We start from the raw sequence: 18,384 nt of genomic DNA on the forward strand, positions 1-18,384 counted from the left end.
AGGGGTCGCGCAAGGCGCATAATGACGCTAGTCGGCGGGAAACCGGGGCCGCGCGCCCTGCCCCGTCGCTTATCGGAAACGCCCATGCACACCATCGTCCTGACCGCCGCCGCCCCCATGATCGAGATCCCGCTGGTCGAGGCGTTGCGCAACGGCTGGGGCGGAGGCGATGCGCGCTGGCTGGATCGGGACCGCGCCGCCGAATTCGACCTCGACCACCTGCCTGACACGCTGGACGCGACGCGCGCCGAGATGGACGGCATGGGCATCGACCTGAACGTCGTACCCCGAGAGGGACGGCGCAAACGCCTGCTGCTGGCCGACATGGACTCGACGATGATCCGGCAGGAATGCATCGACGAGCTGGCGGACGAGGCGGGCGTCGGTGAGCGCGTCGCGGCCATCACGGCCCGCGCGATGAACGGCGAGATCGACTTCGAAGGCGCGTTGCGCGAACGGGTCGGCCTGCTGGAGGGGTTGGACGAAGGGGTGATCGAGGCCGTGCTGCGCGACCGGATCGACCTGATGCCGGGCGGACCGGTGCTCTTGGCGACGATGAAGGCGCATGGCGCGAAGGCCGCGCTTGTCTCGGGCGGGTTCACGGCCTTCACGCAGGCCATCGCCGCGCGGCTGGGCTTCGACTGGAACAGGGCGAATACCCTCCTGACCGAAGGCGGCCGCCTGACCGGGCACGTCGTCGATCCGATCCTCGGGCGCGCCGCCAAGGTGCAGGCGCTCGAAGAGTTGACCGCCGAGATGGGCGTGACCGCGGCCGACGTGATCGCGGTCGGTGATGGGGCAAACGACCTCGGGATGCTGACCCGCGCGGGGATGGGCGTGGCGCTCCATGCCAAGCCGACCGTACAGGCCGAGGCCGGGCTTCGCGTCAATCACGGCGACCTGACGACGCTCCTCTATCTTCAGGGCTACCACCGGGAGGCGTTCGCGGCTGCCTGACGGCCGCGCCGCGATCCGCGTGCCGGATCGTCATGGCCATGTCATTCGGCCGCACTATCTGGCGGCTCGAGACCGACAGGAGCCCGCCATGACCGAGATCGATCCCGTCCGCTTCGTGCTCGACATCCTTCTGCCGCGGCGCTTTCGCCGGCACCGCTAGCGCCGGTCGCGCTTAGAGCCCGGCTTCGGAGACGATCTGCGCCCGGCTCTTCCGCTGGCGTTCGGTCGCGGATTTCAGCTGGCCGCAAGCCGCCATGATATCCTCGCCGCGGGGCGTGCGGATCGGCGAGGCATACCCAGCCTGCATCAGGATCGTCGCGAAGGCGCGGATGCGGTTGTTCGACGATCGCGTATAGGGCGCGCCGGGCCATTCGTTGAACGGGATCAGGTTCACCTTGGCCGGAATGCCTTCGAGCAACTCGACCAGCCGATGCGCGTCTGCGTCGCTGTCGTTCACCCCGTCGAGCATCACGTATTCGAAGGTGATCCGCTCGGAGTTGGTGGCCTTCGGATAGTCGCGCAGCGCGTCGAGCAGAGTGTCGATGTTCCAACGCTTGTTGATGGGCACCAGCACGTCGCGCACCGCGTCGGTCGTGGCGTGGAAGCTGACGGCCAGAAGGCACCCGATCTCCTGGGCGGTGCGCGCGATCTCTGGGACGACGCCGCTCGTCGAGAGGGTGATCCGGCGACGACCCAGCGCGATGCCCTCGCCATCCATCACGATGCGCATCGCATCGCGGACATTCTCGAAATTGTAGAGCGGCTCGCCCATGCCCATCAGCACGATATTCGACAGAAGGCGCGGCCCCTTGTCGCCGGTGCCGGTGCCCGGTTCGGGCCATTCCTCGAGGTCGTCGCGCGCCAGCATGACTTGGCCCACGATCTCGCCTGCCGTCAGGTTGCGCACCAGCTTCTGGGTGCCCGTGTGGCAGAACGAACAGGTCAGCGTGCAGCCGACCTGGCTCGACACACACAGCGTGCCGCGCCCCTCCTCGGGGATGTAGACGACCTCGACCTCGTGCCCGCCCGCGATGCGCACGAGGTATTTGCGCGTCCCGTCCCCGGAGACCTGCCGCGTCACCACCTCGGGTAGTTCGACCGTGAACCAGTCGGCGAGCTTCGCGCGGATGTCCTTCGACAGGTTGGTCATCGCCGCGAAATCGCGAACGCCCCAATGATAGAGCCACTGCCAGATCTGGCCCGTACGCATCTTGGCCTGCCGCTCGGGGATGCCGATCTCGATCAGCGCGTCGCGTAGCGCATCGCGGGTCATGCCGATCAGGTTCGGACGGTCCGCCACCTCCTTGCGGGGCACGGTCAGGACGTCCGGGGTGACGGGCGCTTTCATGGCATACTCCGGGGGCAGGTGCCGAAACGTAAACGGGCGCCCCATATAGGAGCGCCCGCGCGAGAACTCAAATGGCCGCGCCTAGCTGCCGCAGCGGGCCTCTGCATCGGCAACGGCGGCGGTGAAGCCCAAGAGGCTGAACGTGTCCTGAGTCTGCGTACCGCGACCCGAACGACCCGAGACCACCGCCTCGGCGCCGCGGCGCATCGATGCGACGATCCGCTCGTCATCGGTGGGCGACGCGGCCCAGGCCAGTTCGCCATCGGTGAAGAGCTCGTAGGAATCCGATCCGATCTGGATCGTCACGGTCGAGCCGTCTGCGTAAGGATACCCCCCCGTCGCCGAGACCTCGCCCTTCTTCTCCGAGCCGGGCCAGTAGCTGACGAACAGGCGGATATCGCCGCGCCGGGCCGCGACCTCGCGGCCGTCGCGCGTGTTCCGGATGGATTTCGGCGCCGAGACGATCCAGCATTGCGTCGGATTGTCCTCGACGAAGACGGACCAATCCGTCTCGGTGTTCACGCGGTTCGCGCTCTCCTGCGCGACCGCGGGGGTCACGCAGAGCAGGGCGGCCAAGATCGCGGGGGCCATCGCCTTGTGAGTCATGTCTGTCACTGCCTCTTCACGTCGTTCGAGGCCGCCCCCGTCCGGGTTGGCCCGGATCGCGGGCATGGGCCTCGCGTGGTTCCCAATTTCGCAACCCGGTGTTAGCGCAGGCGGAGGCCACGGGGGAAGCCCGTGCGGCGGAAAATCGCGCATGGAGGCGATATGGACGGGATCAGCGGAGATGCGGTCGACCTCGTGCAGGTGATCCGGGGCGATCGGGTCGAGTCGGTGCATCGCGGACATGCGGTGATCTGCGATGGATCGGGGGCCGTGATCGAGAGCTGGGGCGCGCCCGGCGTCGTGATCTATCCGCGCTCCTCGGCCAAGATGATACAGGCGCTGCCACTCCTGGAATCGGGGGCGGGACGGGATCTCGACGATCGGCAGCTGGCCTTCGCCTGCGCGTCGCATAACGGCGCCACCATCCATCGCGAAGCGGCGGCGGGCTGGCTCGATGCCATGGGGCTGTCGGAGAGCGATCTGCGCTGCGGCTCGCAATGGCCCGATGACCGCCCCGAGCGGGACCGCCTGATCCGGGCCGGGGACACGCCTTGCCAGCTTCACAACAACTGTTCGGGCAAGCATTGCGGCTTCCTGATGCTCGGGCGGCATCTGGGCGCAGGGCCAGGATACGTTGACGCCGCGCATCCGGTCCAGACGGCCGTCCGGGCCGCCTTCGAAGAGGTGACGGAATTGGACAGTCCGGGCTACGGCATCGACGGCTGTTCGGCGCCGAATTTCGCGACCCGGCTGTCGGCCTTCGGCGGGGCGATGGGCCGGTTCGCCGCCGCACGCGCGGGCGGCGGGACGCGGGCCGACGCGATGGCGCGGCTGGTTACCGCGATGGCGACCCATCCCGAGATGGTCGCGGGCGAGACGCGGGCTTGCACCGACCTGATGCGTGCGATGGAGGGCCGCGTCGCGGTCAAGACGGGCGCGGAGGCCGTCTATGTGGCGATCGTCCCGGAACTCGACCGGGGGATCGCGCTGAAGATCGCCGATGGCGGAACCCGTGCCGCCGAAGCCGTGATCGCGGCGCTGCTGGTGCGGGTCGGGGCGCTCGCGGCGGACCATCCGGTGGCGCGGCGCCTGACCCATGGGCCCATCACCAACCGGCGCGAGATCGTGACCGGCCGCTACGATGTGACGCTCGGCTGACCGGGCGCGCCCTGGGCGGCCCAAGCCGCCTCGAGGGCCTCCAGCAGGATCTGCTTCTTGAGCGGTTTCGTCAGATGCGCCGCGAAGCCCGCCACGCGCAGGCGCTCGCCCATCTCGTCGCCCGTATGCGCCGTCAGCGCGAGCAGAGGAACCGGCGCCAGCCCGGCCTCGGCCTCGGCGGCGCGGATCGCGGCGGCCGCGCCGATGCCGTCGAGCACCGGCATCGAGATGTCGAGCACGACCGCGTCGAACCGGCTCTCGGCCTGCGCCGCGACCGCCTCGGCCCCATCCTCGACGATCGTGTAATCCAGTGCGCCGCCCGCCAGCATCCGGTCCAAGAGGAAGCGGTTGGTTTGGTTGTCATCCGCCAGGAGGATACGCCGCGCCGCTCCCCCTGACGCGGTAAATACGGGGCCGGGGGCACGAGTGGCTTCGTCGGATACGGCCAGCGCCGCCGCCAGATCCGCCGCCGCAGCCGGCAGTGACAGCACCGCGCGGGCGCGCGCCGCAAGCGCGGCCTCGACCGGGGCGCCGTCGCGCAGCACGATCGGCGCCACGGCGTCCGCCGGGACATCCTGCGCCCGCGCGACAAGCGGATGGGGCCCGGATGTCGTCCGCAAGACCTCGACTTCCGCAGCCGAGAAGCTCTCGGCCAAGGCGTCGCAGATCACGCCCGGCCCCAGCGCCACGGTGGCGGGCAGAAGCGGCAGCGACGGTCCGGGTTCGAGCATCCGGAGCGGCAGCGATAGCAGGAAGGTCGCCCCCGGCCCGGCCTCGTCCGAGAGGTGCAGCGTGCCCCCCATCCGCTCCGCCAGTCCGCGCGAGATCGTCAGGCCCAACCCGGTGCCCTCCTTGGTCGACAGCCCCGCATCGCCGGCCTGGCCGAACGCCTCGAAAATCGCGTCGCGCTGGGCGTCCGCGATGCCCGGCCCGGTGTCGGCGACCGCGATCGACACCGCGTCGGGCGCGCGCGCGACGCGGACGGTCACGCCGCCCACCGACGTGAACTTCATCGCGTTGCCCAGAAGGTTCATAACGATCTGCCTCACCCGACCCTCGTCGCCGATGACGGGCGCGGAAGCGTCCAGCGGCCAGGACAGCGCGATGGGCACGCGCGCCCGGCCCGACGCCTGCGCCAGCCGGATGCAATCGCGCAGCATCGCCTCGAGGTCGAAGCGGTCGGCGCGCAGGTCCATCTTGCCCGCCTCGATCTTCGAGACGTCGAGCGTGTCGTTCACGATCGTCAGCAGCGCCTCGGCCGAGTCGCGGATCGTCCGGGCCGAGAGCCGACCCTCCTCGTCGGTCACCTGCTCGGCCAGCATGTCGGCCAACCCGATCACCCCGTTCATCGGCGTCCGGATCTCGTGGCTCATCCGGGCGAGGAAATCGGCCTTCATCCGCGCCGTCGCTTCGGCCGTGTCGCGCGCGGCGGCCAGTGCGTCCACCCGCGCCTCGTCCTCGGTCACGTCGACGGCGAGCGACACCAGATCGCCGTCGGGCGCACGCCGGTCCGACAGCCGGATGATGCGCCCGTCATAGTGCCGCAGGATCATTGGATCGAACTGGTCACCGTGCCAGCGTTCGGTCATGGCGTCCGCCCATTCCCCTTCGTCCTGATCGCCGGTGTCGAAGCTTCCCTCCTCGGCGGCGATCTCGAACATTTCGGCGGCGGATGCGCCGGGCCCGACCACGCCCGCGCAGTCGAAGAGGTTGAGATAGACATGATTGGCCGCGACCATCGTGCCCTGTGCGTCGAACAGGGCGAAGCCGTCGCGCATCGCTTCGAGCGCGTGCCAGAGGCGGCGGCGGGCGCGGTCGGCCTTTTCGGCGGCCTCCTTGCGCTGGGCCAGAACCTGAGCCTGCCGTTCGGTCAGCCGCAGGTTCGTTTCGCGCTCGGCAAGGTAGTCGCGCGACAGGCGGTCGGCATTGGCAACCAGGGCCGCATGGGCCCGGCTCAGATCCCGCTTGGCGCGATCCAGCATCCGCTCGGCGGCGAGGCGGCGGCGGCGTTCCTGCTGATAGAGACCGTCCGGCGGCGATCCGTCCATGCCCAGCCCTCTCGCGCGTCCGGCCGATCCGGGCGCCCGCGCCTTGTTGGCAGGGTCGGGTAAAAGGCGGGTTAAGCGAGCCGGATCAGTTCAGGTCGAAATGCAGCGGATATTGCCGCCCGTCGAACGCCCCGAAGAGATCGCCGATATCGGGATGCGTCACCGGTTCGCCCGAGCGATCGAGGGTCAGGTTCTGCTCGGAGACATAGGCCACGTAGTAGCTTTCGTCGTTCTCGGCGAGCAGGTGATAGAAGGGCTGATCCTTGCGGGGCCGCGCCTCCTGCGGGATGTTGTCGTACCACTCCTCGGAGTTCGAGAACTCCGGATCCACGTCGAAGATCACGCCCCGGAAGGGGTGCTTCTTGTGGCGAACGACTTCGCCGAGGCCATATTTGGCGTGGTTATGCAGCATGACACGTTGCCCTTTCCCCTGTCCGTTCCTAGACCGCGCCCGCGGGACTTGTAAATCGCGCACCCCCCGATTCGGCGGAAACACACTGTGGAATCAGTCCTGACAGTCCTGCAGATCGTGGCGCCCGTCTTCACCCTCGCCGCGATCGGCTTCGCATGGGTCCGTCTCGGGTATGATTACGACACGGCCTTCGTGACCCGACTGGCGATGACCCTCGCGGTGCCGTGCCTCGTATTCGCCGCCCTGGCCGAGGGTCAGATCGATGCCGCTGCCGCCGGACGCCTGACCGTGGCGACGCTGGCGGTCTATGCCGCGATGGTCGTCGTATTCCGCATGGTCTGTGCGGTGCTCGGGCTCGAGCCGCGGACCTTCTGGGCGCCGTTGATCTTCGGAAACACGGGCAATCTGGGCCTGCCGCTGGCGCTTTTCGCGTTCGGCGATGTGGGGCTCGGCTATGCGGTGGTCGTCTTCTCGGTGACCGCGATCCTGCAATTCACGCTGGGGATCTGGATCGTCGCGGGCGGCGGCAACCCGGTGCGCGCCCTGAAGGAGCCCATGGTCGCGGCGACCCTGCTGGGCGGGCTGTTCCTGTGGCAGGGTTGGACCCTGCCCGATGTCGCGATGAACGCCATCGGCCTCGTCGGGCAGATGGGGATCCCGCTCATGCTGCTGACGCTGGGCGTCGCGATCGCACGCATACGCCCCGCCGGACTCTGGCCGATGGCAGGTCTCTCGCTGCTGAAGCTCGCGATCTGCGCCGGGCTCGCGCTCGGGATCGGCCTTGCCTTCGGGCTGTCAGGGCCCGTGCTCGGCGTGCTCGTCGTCCAATTGGCGACGCCCGTCGCCGTGTCATCCTACCTCTTGGCGCTGAAATACGGCGCCGACGCGCCGCCGGTCGCGGGCCTCGTGGTGGTCTCGACGCTGATGTCCGTGGCCGCGCTGCCGCTGATCCTCGCCGCTTTCGTATGACGTGATTGGCAGGACCGGGTCGGGCCTGCTATCATCGCTCAAAATCGGACGAACAAGAGCCGGGCAGTGACCATGAAATTCATCTTGCAGATCGCGTGTCTGCTGCTTCTGACCGCGTGCGGCGGCGGCAGCTCGGGCGGGGACGGTCGCGCGCCGCGCGACCTCGACGACGCGTGCCGTATTCTCGACCAGCGCCCCGGATACCTGCGCGCCTTCCGCGCGGCCGAACGCAAATGGGGCGTGCCCGTGCATGTCCAGATGGCGACGATCTACCAGGAATCGAAGTTCATCTCGGATGCCCGCACGCCGCTTCGGTTCGCCCTCGGCGTGGTTCCGATCGGGCGCCAGAGCAGTGCCTTCGGCTACTCCCAGGCCCTCGACGCGACCTGGAAGGAATACCAGCAGCAGGAGGGCGGTCGGCGCACGCGGCGCGACAACATCCGCGACGCGACCGATTTCATGGGCTGGTACATGGCCGAGACCAACCGATCGCTCGGCATCTCGCTGTCGGACGCGCGCAACCAGTATCTCGCCTATCACGACGGGCGCACCGGCTTCCGGCGCGGGACCTATCGCTCGAAGCCGTGGCTGATGCGGATTTCCGGCGAGATCGAAACCCGCGCGGCCAACTACCAGCAACAGCTTCTCCGCTGTCGCTGAGACGGCGGCGCGCGCGCCGTCATCCCGCCCGGTCCGCCCCGCGTAGCATCGCGCGGTGGATCGCCTCGGCGAGGCCGGTCTGTCCACTGCCCGCGACGGCCTCGGCCTGGGCGCGGCGCAGGAAGCTGTCGAACTGCGATTCGCCGCCGCCCGATGCGCCGGGCGGCCCCGTTCCCGACGCACGCATCATCTCGGCGAAGAGAAACGCCTCGAGCTGTACGGCCTGTTCGCGCAACGGATCCGGTGCTGACACCCGATCCGCCGGGGCGGGCGGTGCCGTGATCGAAATTGTCATAGGCGGGCCTCCTCTGACGTTCAGAGATCATCTCCGGGTAAAGGATTCCGTAACGCCCGGTCGCTAGGTCTCTCGCCGACAGAACCGGAGCGCAGCCTTGCCGTCAGTCAGCCCGATCCCGACCCAGATGCCCGCCCAAACCCCGCCGCCGCGCGCGCCGGGGATGGCCGCGAAGGACGGGTTCGCCAAGGCGCTCGCCGCAGAAATGGAAGGGCGTAACGGCGACCCCGCGGTCGGAGAGGCGGATGTCGAGGATGTACTCTCATCCGACGACGCGACCGCCGAATCATCGACCGAGTCCGCGTTCGCCGACAACCATCTTGTCGGTTTCGGGGACGCCGTGCCGTCGACCGACCCGCGCGAACCGATGCAGGGTCGGCCGGACGCGGCTCCGCCGCCGCTCCAAACCGCCGGACCTCTGGGCCTCGCGCCGCTGTCCCAAGATGCCGGGACGGACGGAGCACCGCGCATGGTGGAGGTGACGGCGCCACGCCCCGGCCCGCCTGGTTCGGTGGCCGGATCCCCCCTGCACGTAGACGCGGCGGGCAGCGGGACGCCGATGCCTCCACCAGACCCCGTCGCGCAGGCGATGTCTTTGCCGCGCGGGCAGCCCGCGCCGCGCGAGGACGCGGTCCTGCCTCCTGCTCCCAAGGACGTCGCGGTGCCGCGCCGCCCGATCGATGGCGATCTCGAGGGCCCGCTGATGCAATCGCCGCGCGCCAAGGCCGAGACTGTCGGGGCCGACCCGCGACTGTGGATACCGTCCCCCCGGACGACGGTCGCAGAGCACCCTGGTCGAGCGATGCCACAGACCGGTCCGATGCCGCCTGCAGCCGACACGCCGCCGGACGATCCGCCGCCAGAGGTCGCCGCGACCTCGCATCGCGGGATCGGCCGGTCCGAACCCTCCCCGACGATACCGGCCAACGTCGCGTCGTACCCCCCTGCCCCGCCCGTATCGGCGCCCGTCATGGACCTGTCGGCGCCTCCGGTCGCGGTCGCGGTCGAAGGCGGACCGGTCGCACACATCGATGGAGGCGCGACCCGCGCTCCGATCGTGCCGCTACGCGACCTGCCGCAGGTGCTGACCCAGCTCGCGTCTCCGATCACCCGGTCCGACATCCAGGCCGGGACCGAGCGGCTTGCGAACGGGGCACTGCGCACCGAGCTGGAACTGGCCCCGGCCGAGCTCGGGCGGCTGCGCCTCGTGATGCAGACGGGTGAGCGCGGGTTGCAGATGATCATCACCGTCGAACGCCCAGAGACCATGGACCTCGTGCGGCGCCATATCGACGGGCTGCAACGCGGCCTTCTGGGCGATGGCGTCGCGCTCGACCGGATCGACCTGGGAATGGGCGGGGCGGGTTGGGACCGCCGCGACGATCGGCCCGACGGGGCCCCGGGCCCCGAAGACGACGCCATGGCGGCGATGGACCCGGCATCGACGCCTGCCCCGGCCGCGGCCGGGGCCGTCCAACCCGGCCGCCTCGACATTCGCCTTTGAAGGAGCAGACATGGATGCCCTGACCCCGCTCGCCGGCACAGCCGTCGCCAGCGCCACTCCCCCGAGTTCGGCGGCCAAGATCGCGTCGGATTTCGACACGTTCCTCACCCTTCTGACGGCGCAGATCCGCAACCAGGATCCGCTCGAGCCGGCAGACAGCACCGCCTATACCGCGCAGCTCGCGACCTTCTCGAATGTCGAACAGGCGGTGCAGACCAACGAACTCTTGACCACGATGATCGGGCGAATGGACCAGGGCCAGGCAAGCACCGCCGCCTCGTGGATCGGCCTCGACGTGCGTCATGCCGGACCCGTGAGGGTCGGCGGCGCGGCCACCGACCTCGTGGTGACCGTCCCGCCCGGGGCGGATCGAGCTGTGCTGGTCGCGTCACTGCCGGACGGATCAGAAGCGGGGCGCTGGCCCATCCCGACGGACACGACCGCGCTGACCTGGCCCGCGCCGGGCCGGGGCGAGGGCGTGCCGGACGGGACGTACCGCCTGCATGTCGAATCGTCGGCGGGCCAACAGGAGAATGTCGCCATGCCGGTGTCGCATTACGGCCGGGTCGAGGAGGTCGTGCTGGGCCCATCGGGCGCCGAGCTGGTCCTCCACGGCGGCATCCGCCTGCCCGCAACGTCGATGGAGGCGATCCGCAGCCCGCAGACGAGCTAGGCCGGCGACGGCGGTGACGGCAGACGAAGAAGCCGGTGGCGCACGGCTAGAGCATCGCGCCCAGCGCGAAGGCGCCGGCGGCGACGGCGGACCCGGCGAGGAACCAGACCACGGGCGAACGGCGCGAGCGGCGCGCGTCGACGACGACCGTGCGGTCGGGGCGCCGCAGCGCATCCTCGACGGCGGTCGGAAGATGCGGCCCGAAGCGCGCCAGAACCCGGGCCGTGCGCGCAAGGTCCCGCGCGAAGGCCCGAGGCCCGAGATTCTCGCGGATGTAGCGCTCCACTTCGGGCCGTGCGGCCGTCCAGAGGTTCATATGCGGGTTCAGCGTCCGCGCCACGCCCTCGACCACAACCATCGTCCGTTGCAGCAGGATCAGTTCGGTCCGCGTCTCCATGCCGAACCTCTCCGTCACCTCGAAGAGATAGGCGAGCAATCGTCCCATCGAAATGCGGGAGGCGTCCATGCCGAAGATCGGCTCGCCGACCGAGCGCAGCGCCTGCGCGAAAAGGTCGACGTCGCGGTCGGCCGGCACGTATCCCGCCTCGAAGTGGACTTCGGCCACGCGGCGGTAGTCCTTGCGGATAAACCCCATCAGGATTTCGGCGTAGACGCGGCGCGTGTACTCGTCGAGCCGCCCCATGATCCCGAAATCGACGGCCACGATGTCGCCGCCGGGAGCGACCATCAGGTTTCCCTGATGCATATCCGCGTGGAAATACCCGTCGCGCAGCGCGTGCCGCAGGAACATCGCTATGACCCGCTCGGACAGCTCGACCCGGTCGTGTCCCGCCGCGTCCAGCGCCTCCAGATCGGCCATCTGGATGCCTTGGGCCCAATCGAGCGTCAGGACGGCGCGGCCGGACAGGCCCCATTCGACCTGCGGCACAGAAAATCCTTCGTCGCGCGCGGTGTTGGCGGCGAATTCGCCCGCCGCGGCCGCTTCGGTGCGCAGATCCAGCTCCTGCTGCACAGTCGCGTCGAAATGCGCGATCACGTCCATCGGGCGCAGGCGACGCGCGCCCGGCGACAGGATCTCGACCATGCGTGCGCCGAAGTAGAACGCGTCGATGTCGCGGCGAAAGGCGCGCGCGATGCCCGGCCGCAGAACCTTCACCGCCACGCGGCGCCCGTCCGAGACGAGCCGCGCTTCGTGGACCTGCGCGATCGAGGCCGCGGCGACCGGCTCGGAAAAGCTCGAGAACATCGCATCGAGCGGCAGACCGAGATCGCGCTCGACCATGGCTCGCGCTTCGGATGTCGGGAATGGCGGCAGCTTGTCCTGCAGGATGCGCAACTGGACCGCGAGATCAGAGCCGACAAAATCAGGTCGGGTCGAGAGGATCTGGCCCAGCTTGATGTAGCTCGGGCCCAGCGCCGTGATCGCGCGCGTCACCGGCGGCAGCGCGGGATCGCCCTCGTATCCCAGCCAGCGAAAGGGCCAACCGAGCACGCGCGCCGCGATGCGCAGACCGCGCGGCGCATCGACCTGATCGAGCACGACCGCCATCGCGCCCGTCCGCTCGAACGTGCCCGCCGTGCGGATCAGACGCCAGATGTTGTGGGGACCACGCATCGTCGGGTCGGACCTACAGCTTCCAGCCGGAATGCAGCGCCGCGATCCCGAACGAGAGGTTGCGATACGCCACGTTGCCGAAGCCCGCATCCGCGATCATTCCGGCGAAGCGGTCCTGATCGGGGAACCTTCGGATCGATTCGACGAGATATTGATAGGAGTCGCGATCCCCGGCGATCGCCTGGCCCATGCGCGGAATGACGTTGAAAGAGTAGAGGTCATAGGCCTTCTGCATCAACGGGTTGGGCAGCTGCGAGAACTCGAGCACCATCAGCCGTCCGCCGGGTCGCAGCACGCGGTAGGCCTCGGCCAGGGCATCGGGGATGCGCGTGACGTTCCGGATGCCGAAGCTGATCGTGTAGACATCGAAGCGCCCGTTCTCGAACGGCAGCGCCATCGCGTCGCCCGCCACCCAGTCGATGGCCGCGCCCTCGGCCTCGGCACGGCCGCGCCCGGCGACGAGCATGCCCTCGGTCATGTCGCAGACGACGGCCTCTGCACTCGGCGCGCGGTCGAGGAAGCGGAAGGCGATGTCCCCGGTCCCGCCCGCCACGTCCAGCAGGCGCTGACCGGGGCGCGGCGCCAGCCAGTCCATCATCGCGTCCTTCCAGACGCGGTGGATGCCCATCGACATCGCATCGTTCATCACGTCGTATTTCGAGGCCACGTTGGTGAAGACGCCGTGGACGCGGCCCGCCTTCTCGCCCTCGGGGATATCCTCGAAGCCGAAATGGGTGGTCTTGGGGGTGTCTTGCGTCATCGGGCGGCCGTCCTCATGTCTCGGCATGACTTATAGGGCGCGAGGCCCCGACCGAAAGGGCACCATGCCGGAACTTCCCGAAGTCGAGACGGTACGCCGCGGGCTGACGCCCGCGCTCGAAGGCGCGCGCCTGACCCGGGTCGACGTCAACCGCCCCGATCTGCGCTGGCCGTTCCCCGAGCGGATGGCCGAGCGGTTGCAGGGTGCGACCGTGACGGCGCTGGGGCGGCGATCGAAATACCTGCTCCTCCATCTCGACACCGGCGAGACGCTGATCGTGCATCTGGGCATGTCCGGGCGGATGGTCGTCGACGATGTGCAACAGGGTAGCTTTCACCGCGATGCGGGATGGCTGCCGCAGCATGACCATGTCGTCTTCCACACCGACGGGCATCAAGTGACCTTCAACGACGCGCGGCGCTTCGGGTTCATGGACCTCGCGGCGACGGATGCGCTCGACGCGCATGTCCACTTCGCACGGATGGGGCCCGAACCGATGGGCAACGGGTTTCACGAGGCGCATCTGATCGACGCGCTGGCTTCGAAGAACACGCCGATCAAATCCGCGCTGCTCGACCAGCGCGTCGTCGCGGGTCTGGGCAACATCTATGTCTGCGAGGCGCTGCACCGGGCCGGCATCGCGCCCACCCGCAGAGCACGGCGCATCGCCGCCCCGCGCGTCGCCCGGCTGGTTCCGATCATCCGCGACGTTCTGGCCGAGGCGATCGCGGCGGGCGGATCGAGCCTGCGCGACCACCGGCAGGCGGACGGCACGCTGGGCTATTTCCAGCACGGGTTCCGGGTCTATGACCGCGAAGGCGCGCCCTGCCCGACGCCCGATTGCGACGGGACGATCCGGCGGATCGTGCAGGCCGGACGTTCGACGTTCCACTGCCCGCGCTGCCAGAGATGACTTGAACCGCGTCGGACCATCGGGCAGGCCTGACATCCCAGGCACCATGCGGAGCGGCGAAATGGGTTACGAGACGTTGAACGTGGACGTGAGCAATCACGTCGCCCTGATCCGGCTCGACCGGCCTGACGCGCTGAACGCGCTCAACTCGAAGCTCTTGGGCGAGCTGTCCCGCGCGTTGAAATCGGCGCAGGACGACAAACAGGTGCGCTGCATCGTGCTGACCGGATCCGAGAAGGCCTTCGCCGCCGGGGCCGACATCCGCGAGATGTCCGAGAAATCCTTCACCGACGTCTTCATGGGCGATCTCTTCGGGCCCGAGGTCGAACAGTTCCTCCGCGTCCGCAAGCCGATCATCGCCGCCGTGTCCGGCTATGCGCTGGGCGGCGGCTGCGAGCTGGCGATGATGTGCGACTTCATCATCGCTGCCGACACCGCCAAGTTCGGCCAGCCCGAGGTCAATCTAGGCGTGGTCGCGGGCATCGGCGGCACCCAGCGCCTGACGCGGGCGGTGGGAAAGGCCAAGTCCATGGACATGCACCTGACCGGTCGTTTCATGGATGCCGAGGAGGCCGAGAAATCGGGCCTCGTCAGCCGGGTCGTGCCCGCCAAGAAGCTCGTCGAAGAAGCGCTCGCGGCGGCGGGCAAGATCGCCGAGAAGTCGATGATCACGGTCACCGCCATCAAGGAGGCGGTGAACCGCAGCCAGGAGGTCGGGCTGGCCGAGGGGCTCCTGTTCGAGAAGCGGCTGTTCCACGCGCTCTTTGCGACAGAGGACCAGACCGAAGGCATGACCGCATTCGTCGAGAAGCGCGAACCCCAGTTTCGCGACCGCTGAGCTCCGGTGCGGTCTCGCGCCCGGCGGTTGACGCCGCGCGCGTGGCGTTCTAAGGCGCGCTCCATATGCGTGTGAGGCCCGCTTTGGCCGGATCGAGATCCTGGGGGCGTCCGCCGTCCCCCGACCGGATCGGGCCTTCGCGCGACTGAACACGAACCCGATCCGAAGGACCGATCATCATGGCAAATTCGCCCCAGGCCAAGAAGCGCGCTCGTCAGAACGAGGCCCGATTCGCCGTCAACAAGGCACGTCGCTCGCGCATCCGCACCTATCTCCGCCGCGTCGAGGAGGCCATCGCCTCGGGCGACCAGGCCGCCGCCGCCGAGGCCCTGAAGGCCGCCCAGCCCGAGCTGATGCGCGGCGTGACCAAGGGCGTCTTCCACAAGAATACGGCCGCCCGGAAGGTGTCCCGCCTGTCGTCCCGCGTGAAGGCTCTGGCCAACTGATTCCGTGTTCCGGGCGCGGCCCGGAGACACAGTCAAGAATTTTAAGGGCCTGCCGGATCGGCGGGCCCTTTTTCGTTGAAACACAGTAGCCTGCGACGCGAGAGCGAGATTCTTTTCCGCCCAGCGGCGAGTCAAGACCAACGTTCGATTGAAGCGGATCGGGCGCGAACGATATTCCCTCCATACAGCGAGTCAGATCGCTCTAGTGGGAACATCGCATGGGCACCGAAGCGGGTCCGCAAATCCTCGAGGTGGGGCCTCGGGAGGCGTGGGATATCTTGTCGAAAGAAACCGCCGCGATGCTTGTGGATGTTCGGACCCGACCCGAGTGGGATTTCGTGGGAGGGGCCGACCTGTCGGACCTGAACAAGGACGTCGTTCGCATCGAATGGAAGTCCTGGCCCGGCATGGACCACAACCCCGCGTTCGTCGCGGCATTGAAGGAAGGGCTTTCGGGACTGCCATCCCACCTTCTCTTCATCTGCCGTTCGGGCGCCCGGTCGATGCAGGCGGCCCAGGCCGTGGCGGAGGCCCTCGGTGACGAGGGACGCGCCGTGACATGCATCAACGTGGCCGAGGGGTTCGAAGGCGATCTGGATCCGTTGGGACGACGGGGGGGCCTCAATGGATGGAAGGCCCGAGGATTGGCGTGGCGTCAGTCCTGAATGGAACGATTGAAGCGGGACAGGGCCGGAGAGCAGACATGACGGACGGGACGTGGCAACACGCCAAGGGCGTGATCGCGAAGGACGTGGGAGCGCATAACTTCAAGGCGTGGATCGCGCCACTGGAATTCGCGTCGGTCGAAGGCCGCGTCCTGCACCTGACGGCCCCGACGGATTTCATCGGCAAGTGGGTCGGCCAGAACTACCAGGACGTGATCCTGCGCCGGATGACCGAAGGCGGCGCCGACGTCACCCGCCTCGTGTGCGCCGCCGCCTCCGATCGCCCCGCCGCCAGCACGCCCGACGAGGTCGCACCCCGCACGCGGTCCCGCAGCGAGAGCGAGCTGGACAAGCGCTTCACCTTCGATCGCTTCGTGGTCGGCAAGTCCAACGAGATGGCCCACGCCGCCGCACGCCGCGTCGCCTCCGGTGCCACCGTCAGCTTCAATCCGCTGTTCCTGCATGGGCGCGTCGGCCTCGGGAAGACCCACCTAATGCAGGCGATCGCCTGGCAGATCCAGGAACGCGATCCCGACTGCCGCGTGCTCTACCTCTCGGCCGAGCAGTTCATGTATCGCTTCGTGCAGGCCCTGCGCGAAAAGAACACCATGGATTTCAAGCACCTCTTCCGCAGCGTCGACGTGCTGCTGGTCGATGACGTGCAGTTCATCGCCGGCAAGGACAGCACCCAGGAGGAGTTCTTCCACACGTTCAACGCGCTGGTGAACCAGGGCAAGCAGGTCGTCATCTCGGCCGATCGCAGCCCGGCCGAGATCTCGGACCTCGAGGAGCGGATCACCTCGCGTCTCGAGATGGGCCTCGTGGTCGATCTGCACCCTGCCGATTACGAGCTTCGCCTCGGCGTCCTGCAGCAGCGCGTCGAGAGCCTGGGCGAGCACTACAAGGGCTTCACGGTCGAGGACGGCGTGCTGGAATTCCTCGCCAGCCGGATCAACACCTCGATCCGCGCGCTCGAAGGGGCGGTCACCCGCCTCGCGGCCTATGCCGACCTCCTCAAGCAGCCGGTCTCGATGGCCCACGCGCAGGAGGTGCTGTCCGACGTCCTGCGCTCCAGCCAGAAGAAGCTGACGATCGACGACATCATGAAGACGACCTGCGAGCATTATAACCTGCGCATGTCCGACATGACCTCGGCACGGCGCTCGCGCACGGTCGCACGCCCCCGCCAGATGGCGATGTATCTCTCCAAGAAGTTGACGCCGCGCAGCTATCCCGAGATCGGGCGCAAGTTCGGCGGGCGCGATCACACGACCGTTCTCTACGCCGTCCGCAAGATCGAGGAGCTGATCGCGGCGGAGCCGCAGATCGCCGAGGATGCGGAGCTTCTGACGCGCAAGCTCGACGGCTGACGCGGGCATTGCGCGCCGGCGCGCGGCGGGTATGCTGCGCGTCCGAAACCCGACGAGGCCGACATGAAATTCTCCATCGAACGCGCCGCCCTCCTGAAGGCGGTGAGCCAGGCGCAGGCCGTCGTCGAGCGCCGGAACACCATTCCGATCCTCGCCAACGTCCTGATGGAGGCCGCGGATGACGGGGTCAGCTTCAAGGCGACCGATCTCGATATCGAGGTGATCGACAAGGCCACCGCGCAGATCGAGCGCTCGGGCGGAACGACCGTCAGCGCCGTCCTCTTCCACGAGATCGTGCGCAAGCTGCCCGACGGCGCGCTGGTGCAGATCGACGAGGATCAGGCGGCGGGCCGGATGAACGTCACCGCGGGCCGGTCGCATTTCTCGCTCGCGACCCTGGCCAAGGAAGACTTCCCGGTCATGGCGTCCTCGGACTACGCGGCCAATTTCTCTTGCGATGCGCCCGTGCTGCGGCGGCTCTTCGACAAGACGCGGTTCGCCATCTCGACCGAAGAGACGCGCTATTACCTCAACGGCGTCTACATGCATGTGGCCGAGGGCGCCGACGGCCAGGCGCTGCGTTGCGTGGCGACCGACGGCCACCGGCTGGCGCGCGTCGACGCGCCGCTGCCCGACGGGGCCGCCGACATGCCCGGCGTGATCGTGCCCCGCAAGACCGTCGACCAGATGCGCAAGCTTCTGGACGATGACGAAATGCAGATCGCCGTCTCGGTATCCGAGACGAAGGTCCGCTTCGCCACGCCCGAGATCACGCTGACCTCGAAGGTGATCGACGGCACCTTCCCCGATTACGGCCGCGTCATCCCGACCGGCAACACCCGCAAGCTGGAAGTGGACGCCGCCGATTTCGCCAAGGCGGTCGACCGGGTGGCCACCGTCTCGTCGGAGCGGTCGCGCGCCGTCAAGCTGAGCCTCGACGAGGACCGGCTGACCCTTTCGGTCAACGCCCCCGACGCGGGCGCCGCCGAGGAAGAGCTGGCCGTGGCCTATGGCGACGAGAAGCTGGAAATCGGGTTCAACGCCAAGTACCTGCAGGAAATCGCGGGCCAGGTGGATCGCGAGAATGCGGTCTTCCTCTTCAACAACGCGGGCGATCCCACGCTGATGCGCGAGGGCGGCGACGAGAGCGCCATCTACGTCGTCATGCCGATGCGTGTCTGACGCC

At 68.4% G+C, this 18,384-nt stretch carries 19 protein-coding genes; 12 read left to right on the top strand and 7 right to left on the bottom strand.

Going from position 1 to position 18,384, the window contains the following annotated elements; translation table 11 throughout:
- Positions 1 to 84: 84 nt before the first annotated feature.
- Positions 85 to 957, top strand: a complete 873-nt coding sequence (serB, locus tag ACK8OR_RS16785; protein ID WP_410190533.1) for a phosphoserine phosphatase SerB — start codon at positions 85 to 87, stop codon at positions 955 to 957.
- Between the two features lie 172 nt (positions 958 to 1,129).
- Here serB and rlmN read toward each other — a convergent pair whose 3' ends face one another.
- Positions 1,130 to 2,305, bottom strand: a complete 1,176-nt coding sequence (gene rlmN / locus ACK8OR_RS16790) for a 23S rRNA (adenine(2503)-C(2))-methyltransferase RlmN (RefSeq protein WP_410190534.1) — start codon at positions 2,303 to 2,305, stop codon at positions 1,130 to 1,132.
- A gap of 81 nt (positions 2,306 to 2,386) precedes the next feature.
- Entirely contained in the window at positions 2,387 to 2,911 is a 525-nt protein-coding gene (locus tag ACK8OR_RS16795; protein ID WP_410190706.1) for an invasion associated locus B family protein, read from the bottom strand.
- Positions 2,912 to 3,073: 162 nt separating this feature from the next.
- Here ACK8OR_RS16795 and ACK8OR_RS16800 point away from each other — a divergent pair, with 162 nt between their 5' ends.
- Positions 3,074 to 4,069, top strand: a complete 996-nt coding sequence (locus tag ACK8OR_RS16800; protein ID WP_410190535.1) for an asparaginase — start codon at positions 3,074 to 3,076, stop codon at positions 4,067 to 4,069.
- Here the strand turns inward: ACK8OR_RS16800 and ACK8OR_RS16805 are convergent.
- Positions 4,048 to 6,117, bottom strand: a complete 2,070-nt coding sequence (locus tag ACK8OR_RS16805; protein WP_410190536.1) for an ATP-binding protein — start codon at positions 6,115 to 6,117, stop codon at positions 4,048 to 4,050. The two genes, ACK8OR_RS16800 and ACK8OR_RS16805, sit on opposite strands and share 22 nt — an antisense overlap.
- Before the next feature lie 85 nt (positions 6,118 to 6,202).
- The gene (hspQ, locus tag ACK8OR_RS16810) at positions 6,203 to 6,529 is read right to left on the bottom strand and encodes a heat shock protein HspQ (protein WP_410190537.1); all 327 of its coding nucleotides are present in this window, start codon (positions 6,527 to 6,529) and stop codon (positions 6,203 to 6,205) included.
- 87 nt (positions 6,530 to 6,616) lie between these two features.
- Here hspQ and ACK8OR_RS16815 point away from each other — a divergent pair, with 87 nt between their 5' ends.
- Positions 6,617 to 7,498, top strand: coding sequence for an AEC family transporter (locus ACK8OR_RS16815; protein ID WP_410190538.1), 882 nt, complete (start codon positions 6,617 to 6,619; stop codon positions 7,496 to 7,498).
- Positions 7,499 to 7,570: 72 nt separating this feature from the next.
- Positions 7,571 to 8,158, top strand: a complete 588-nt coding sequence (locus ACK8OR_RS16820; RefSeq protein WP_410190539.1) for a transglycosylase SLT domain-containing protein — start codon at positions 7,571 to 7,573, stop codon at positions 8,156 to 8,158.
- Positions 8,159 to 8,177: 19 nt separating this feature from the next.
- Here ACK8OR_RS16820 and ACK8OR_RS16825 read toward each other — a convergent pair whose 3' ends face one another.
- Positions 8,178 to 8,453, bottom strand: coding sequence for a flagellar biosynthesis protein FlgJ (locus ACK8OR_RS16825; protein WP_410190540.1), 276 nt, complete (start codon positions 8,451 to 8,453; stop codon positions 8,178 to 8,180).
- Positions 8,454 to 9,423: 970 nt separating this feature from the next.
- On the opposite strand from ACK8OR_RS16825, the gene ACK8OR_RS16830 reads away from it, so the two are divergent.
- Together ACK8OR_RS16830 and ACK8OR_RS16835 are read left to right on the top strand one after the other, a co-directional pair.
- On the top strand, positions 9,424 to 9,957 hold the full coding sequence (locus tag ACK8OR_RS16830; protein WP_410190541.1) for a flagellar hook-length control protein FliK: 534 nt from the start codon (positions 9,424 to 9,426) through the stop codon (positions 9,955 to 9,957).
- 10 nt (positions 9,958 to 9,967) lie between these two features.
- Positions 9,968 to 10,630 (top strand): flagellar hook capping FlgD N-terminal domain-containing protein, encoded by a 663-nt coding sequence (locus tag ACK8OR_RS16835; protein WP_410190542.1) that lies wholly within the window; start codon positions 9,968 to 9,970, stop codon positions 10,628 to 10,630.
- 46 nt (positions 10,631 to 10,676) lie between these two features.
- Here the strand turns inward: ACK8OR_RS16835 and ubiB are convergent, their stop codons facing one another.
- Positions 10,677 to 12,206, bottom strand: a complete 1,530-nt coding sequence (gene ubiB, locus ACK8OR_RS16840; protein ID WP_410190543.1) for a 2-polyprenylphenol 6-hydroxylase — start codon at positions 12,204 to 12,206, stop codon at positions 10,677 to 10,679.
- Between the two features lie 13 nt (positions 12,207 to 12,219).
- Positions 12,220 to 12,966, bottom strand: coding sequence for a bifunctional demethylmenaquinone methyltransferase/2-methoxy-6-polyprenyl-1,4-benzoquinol methylase UbiE (gene ubiE, locus ACK8OR_RS16845; protein ID WP_410190544.1), 747 nt, complete (start codon positions 12,964 to 12,966; stop codon positions 12,220 to 12,222).
- Between the two features lie 64 nt (positions 12,967 to 13,030).
- Between ubiE and mutM the strand changes: the two genes are divergently transcribed.
- The 6 genes from mutM (at position 13,031) to dnaN (ending at position 18,380) form a co-directional block, all read left to right on the top strand.
- Positions 13,031 to 13,879, top strand: coding sequence for a bifunctional DNA-formamidopyrimidine glycosylase/DNA-(apurinic or apyrimidinic site) lyase (mutM, locus tag ACK8OR_RS16850; protein ID WP_410190545.1), 849 nt, complete (start codon positions 13,031 to 13,033; stop codon positions 13,877 to 13,879).
- Positions 13,880 to 13,940: 61 nt separating this feature from the next.
- Positions 13,941 to 14,717: an enoyl-CoA hydratase gene (locus ACK8OR_RS16855; protein ID WP_410190546.1), complete on the top strand. Its 777-nt coding sequence runs from the start codon at positions 13,941 to 13,943 to the stop codon at positions 14,715 to 14,717.
- A gap of 179 nt (positions 14,718 to 14,896) precedes the next feature.
- Positions 14,897 to 15,163, top strand: coding sequence for a 30S ribosomal protein S20 (gene rpsT / locus ACK8OR_RS16860; RefSeq protein ID WP_410190547.1), 267 nt, complete (start codon positions 14,897 to 14,899; stop codon positions 15,161 to 15,163).
- A gap of 278 nt (positions 15,164 to 15,441) precedes the next feature.
- Positions 15,442 to 15,828 carry a rhodanese-like domain-containing protein gene (locus ACK8OR_RS16865; protein ID WP_410190548.1) on the top strand — a complete coding sequence of 129 codons (387 nt, stop codon included), beginning with the start codon at positions 15,442 to 15,444 and terminating at the stop codon, positions 15,826 to 15,828.
- 38 nt (positions 15,829 to 15,866) lie between these two features.
- Positions 15,867 to 17,198 carry a chromosomal replication initiator protein DnaA gene (gene dnaA / locus ACK8OR_RS16870; protein WP_410190549.1) on the top strand — a complete coding sequence of 444 codons (1,332 nt, stop codon included), beginning with the start codon at positions 15,867 to 15,869 and terminating at the stop codon, positions 17,196 to 17,198.
- Between the two features lie 63 nt (positions 17,199 to 17,261).
- Positions 17,262 to 18,380, top strand: coding sequence for a DNA polymerase III subunit beta (gene dnaN / locus ACK8OR_RS16875; protein WP_410190550.1), 1,119 nt, complete (start codon positions 17,262 to 17,264; stop codon positions 18,378 to 18,380).
- Positions 18,381 to 18,384 lie beyond the last annotated feature (4 nt).

This window comes from Jannaschia halovivens (assembly GCF_046452375.1).
GTDB classification, from domain to species: Bacteria; Pseudomonadota; Alphaproteobacteria; order Rhodobacterales; family Rhodobacteraceae; genus Jannaschia; species Jannaschia halovivens.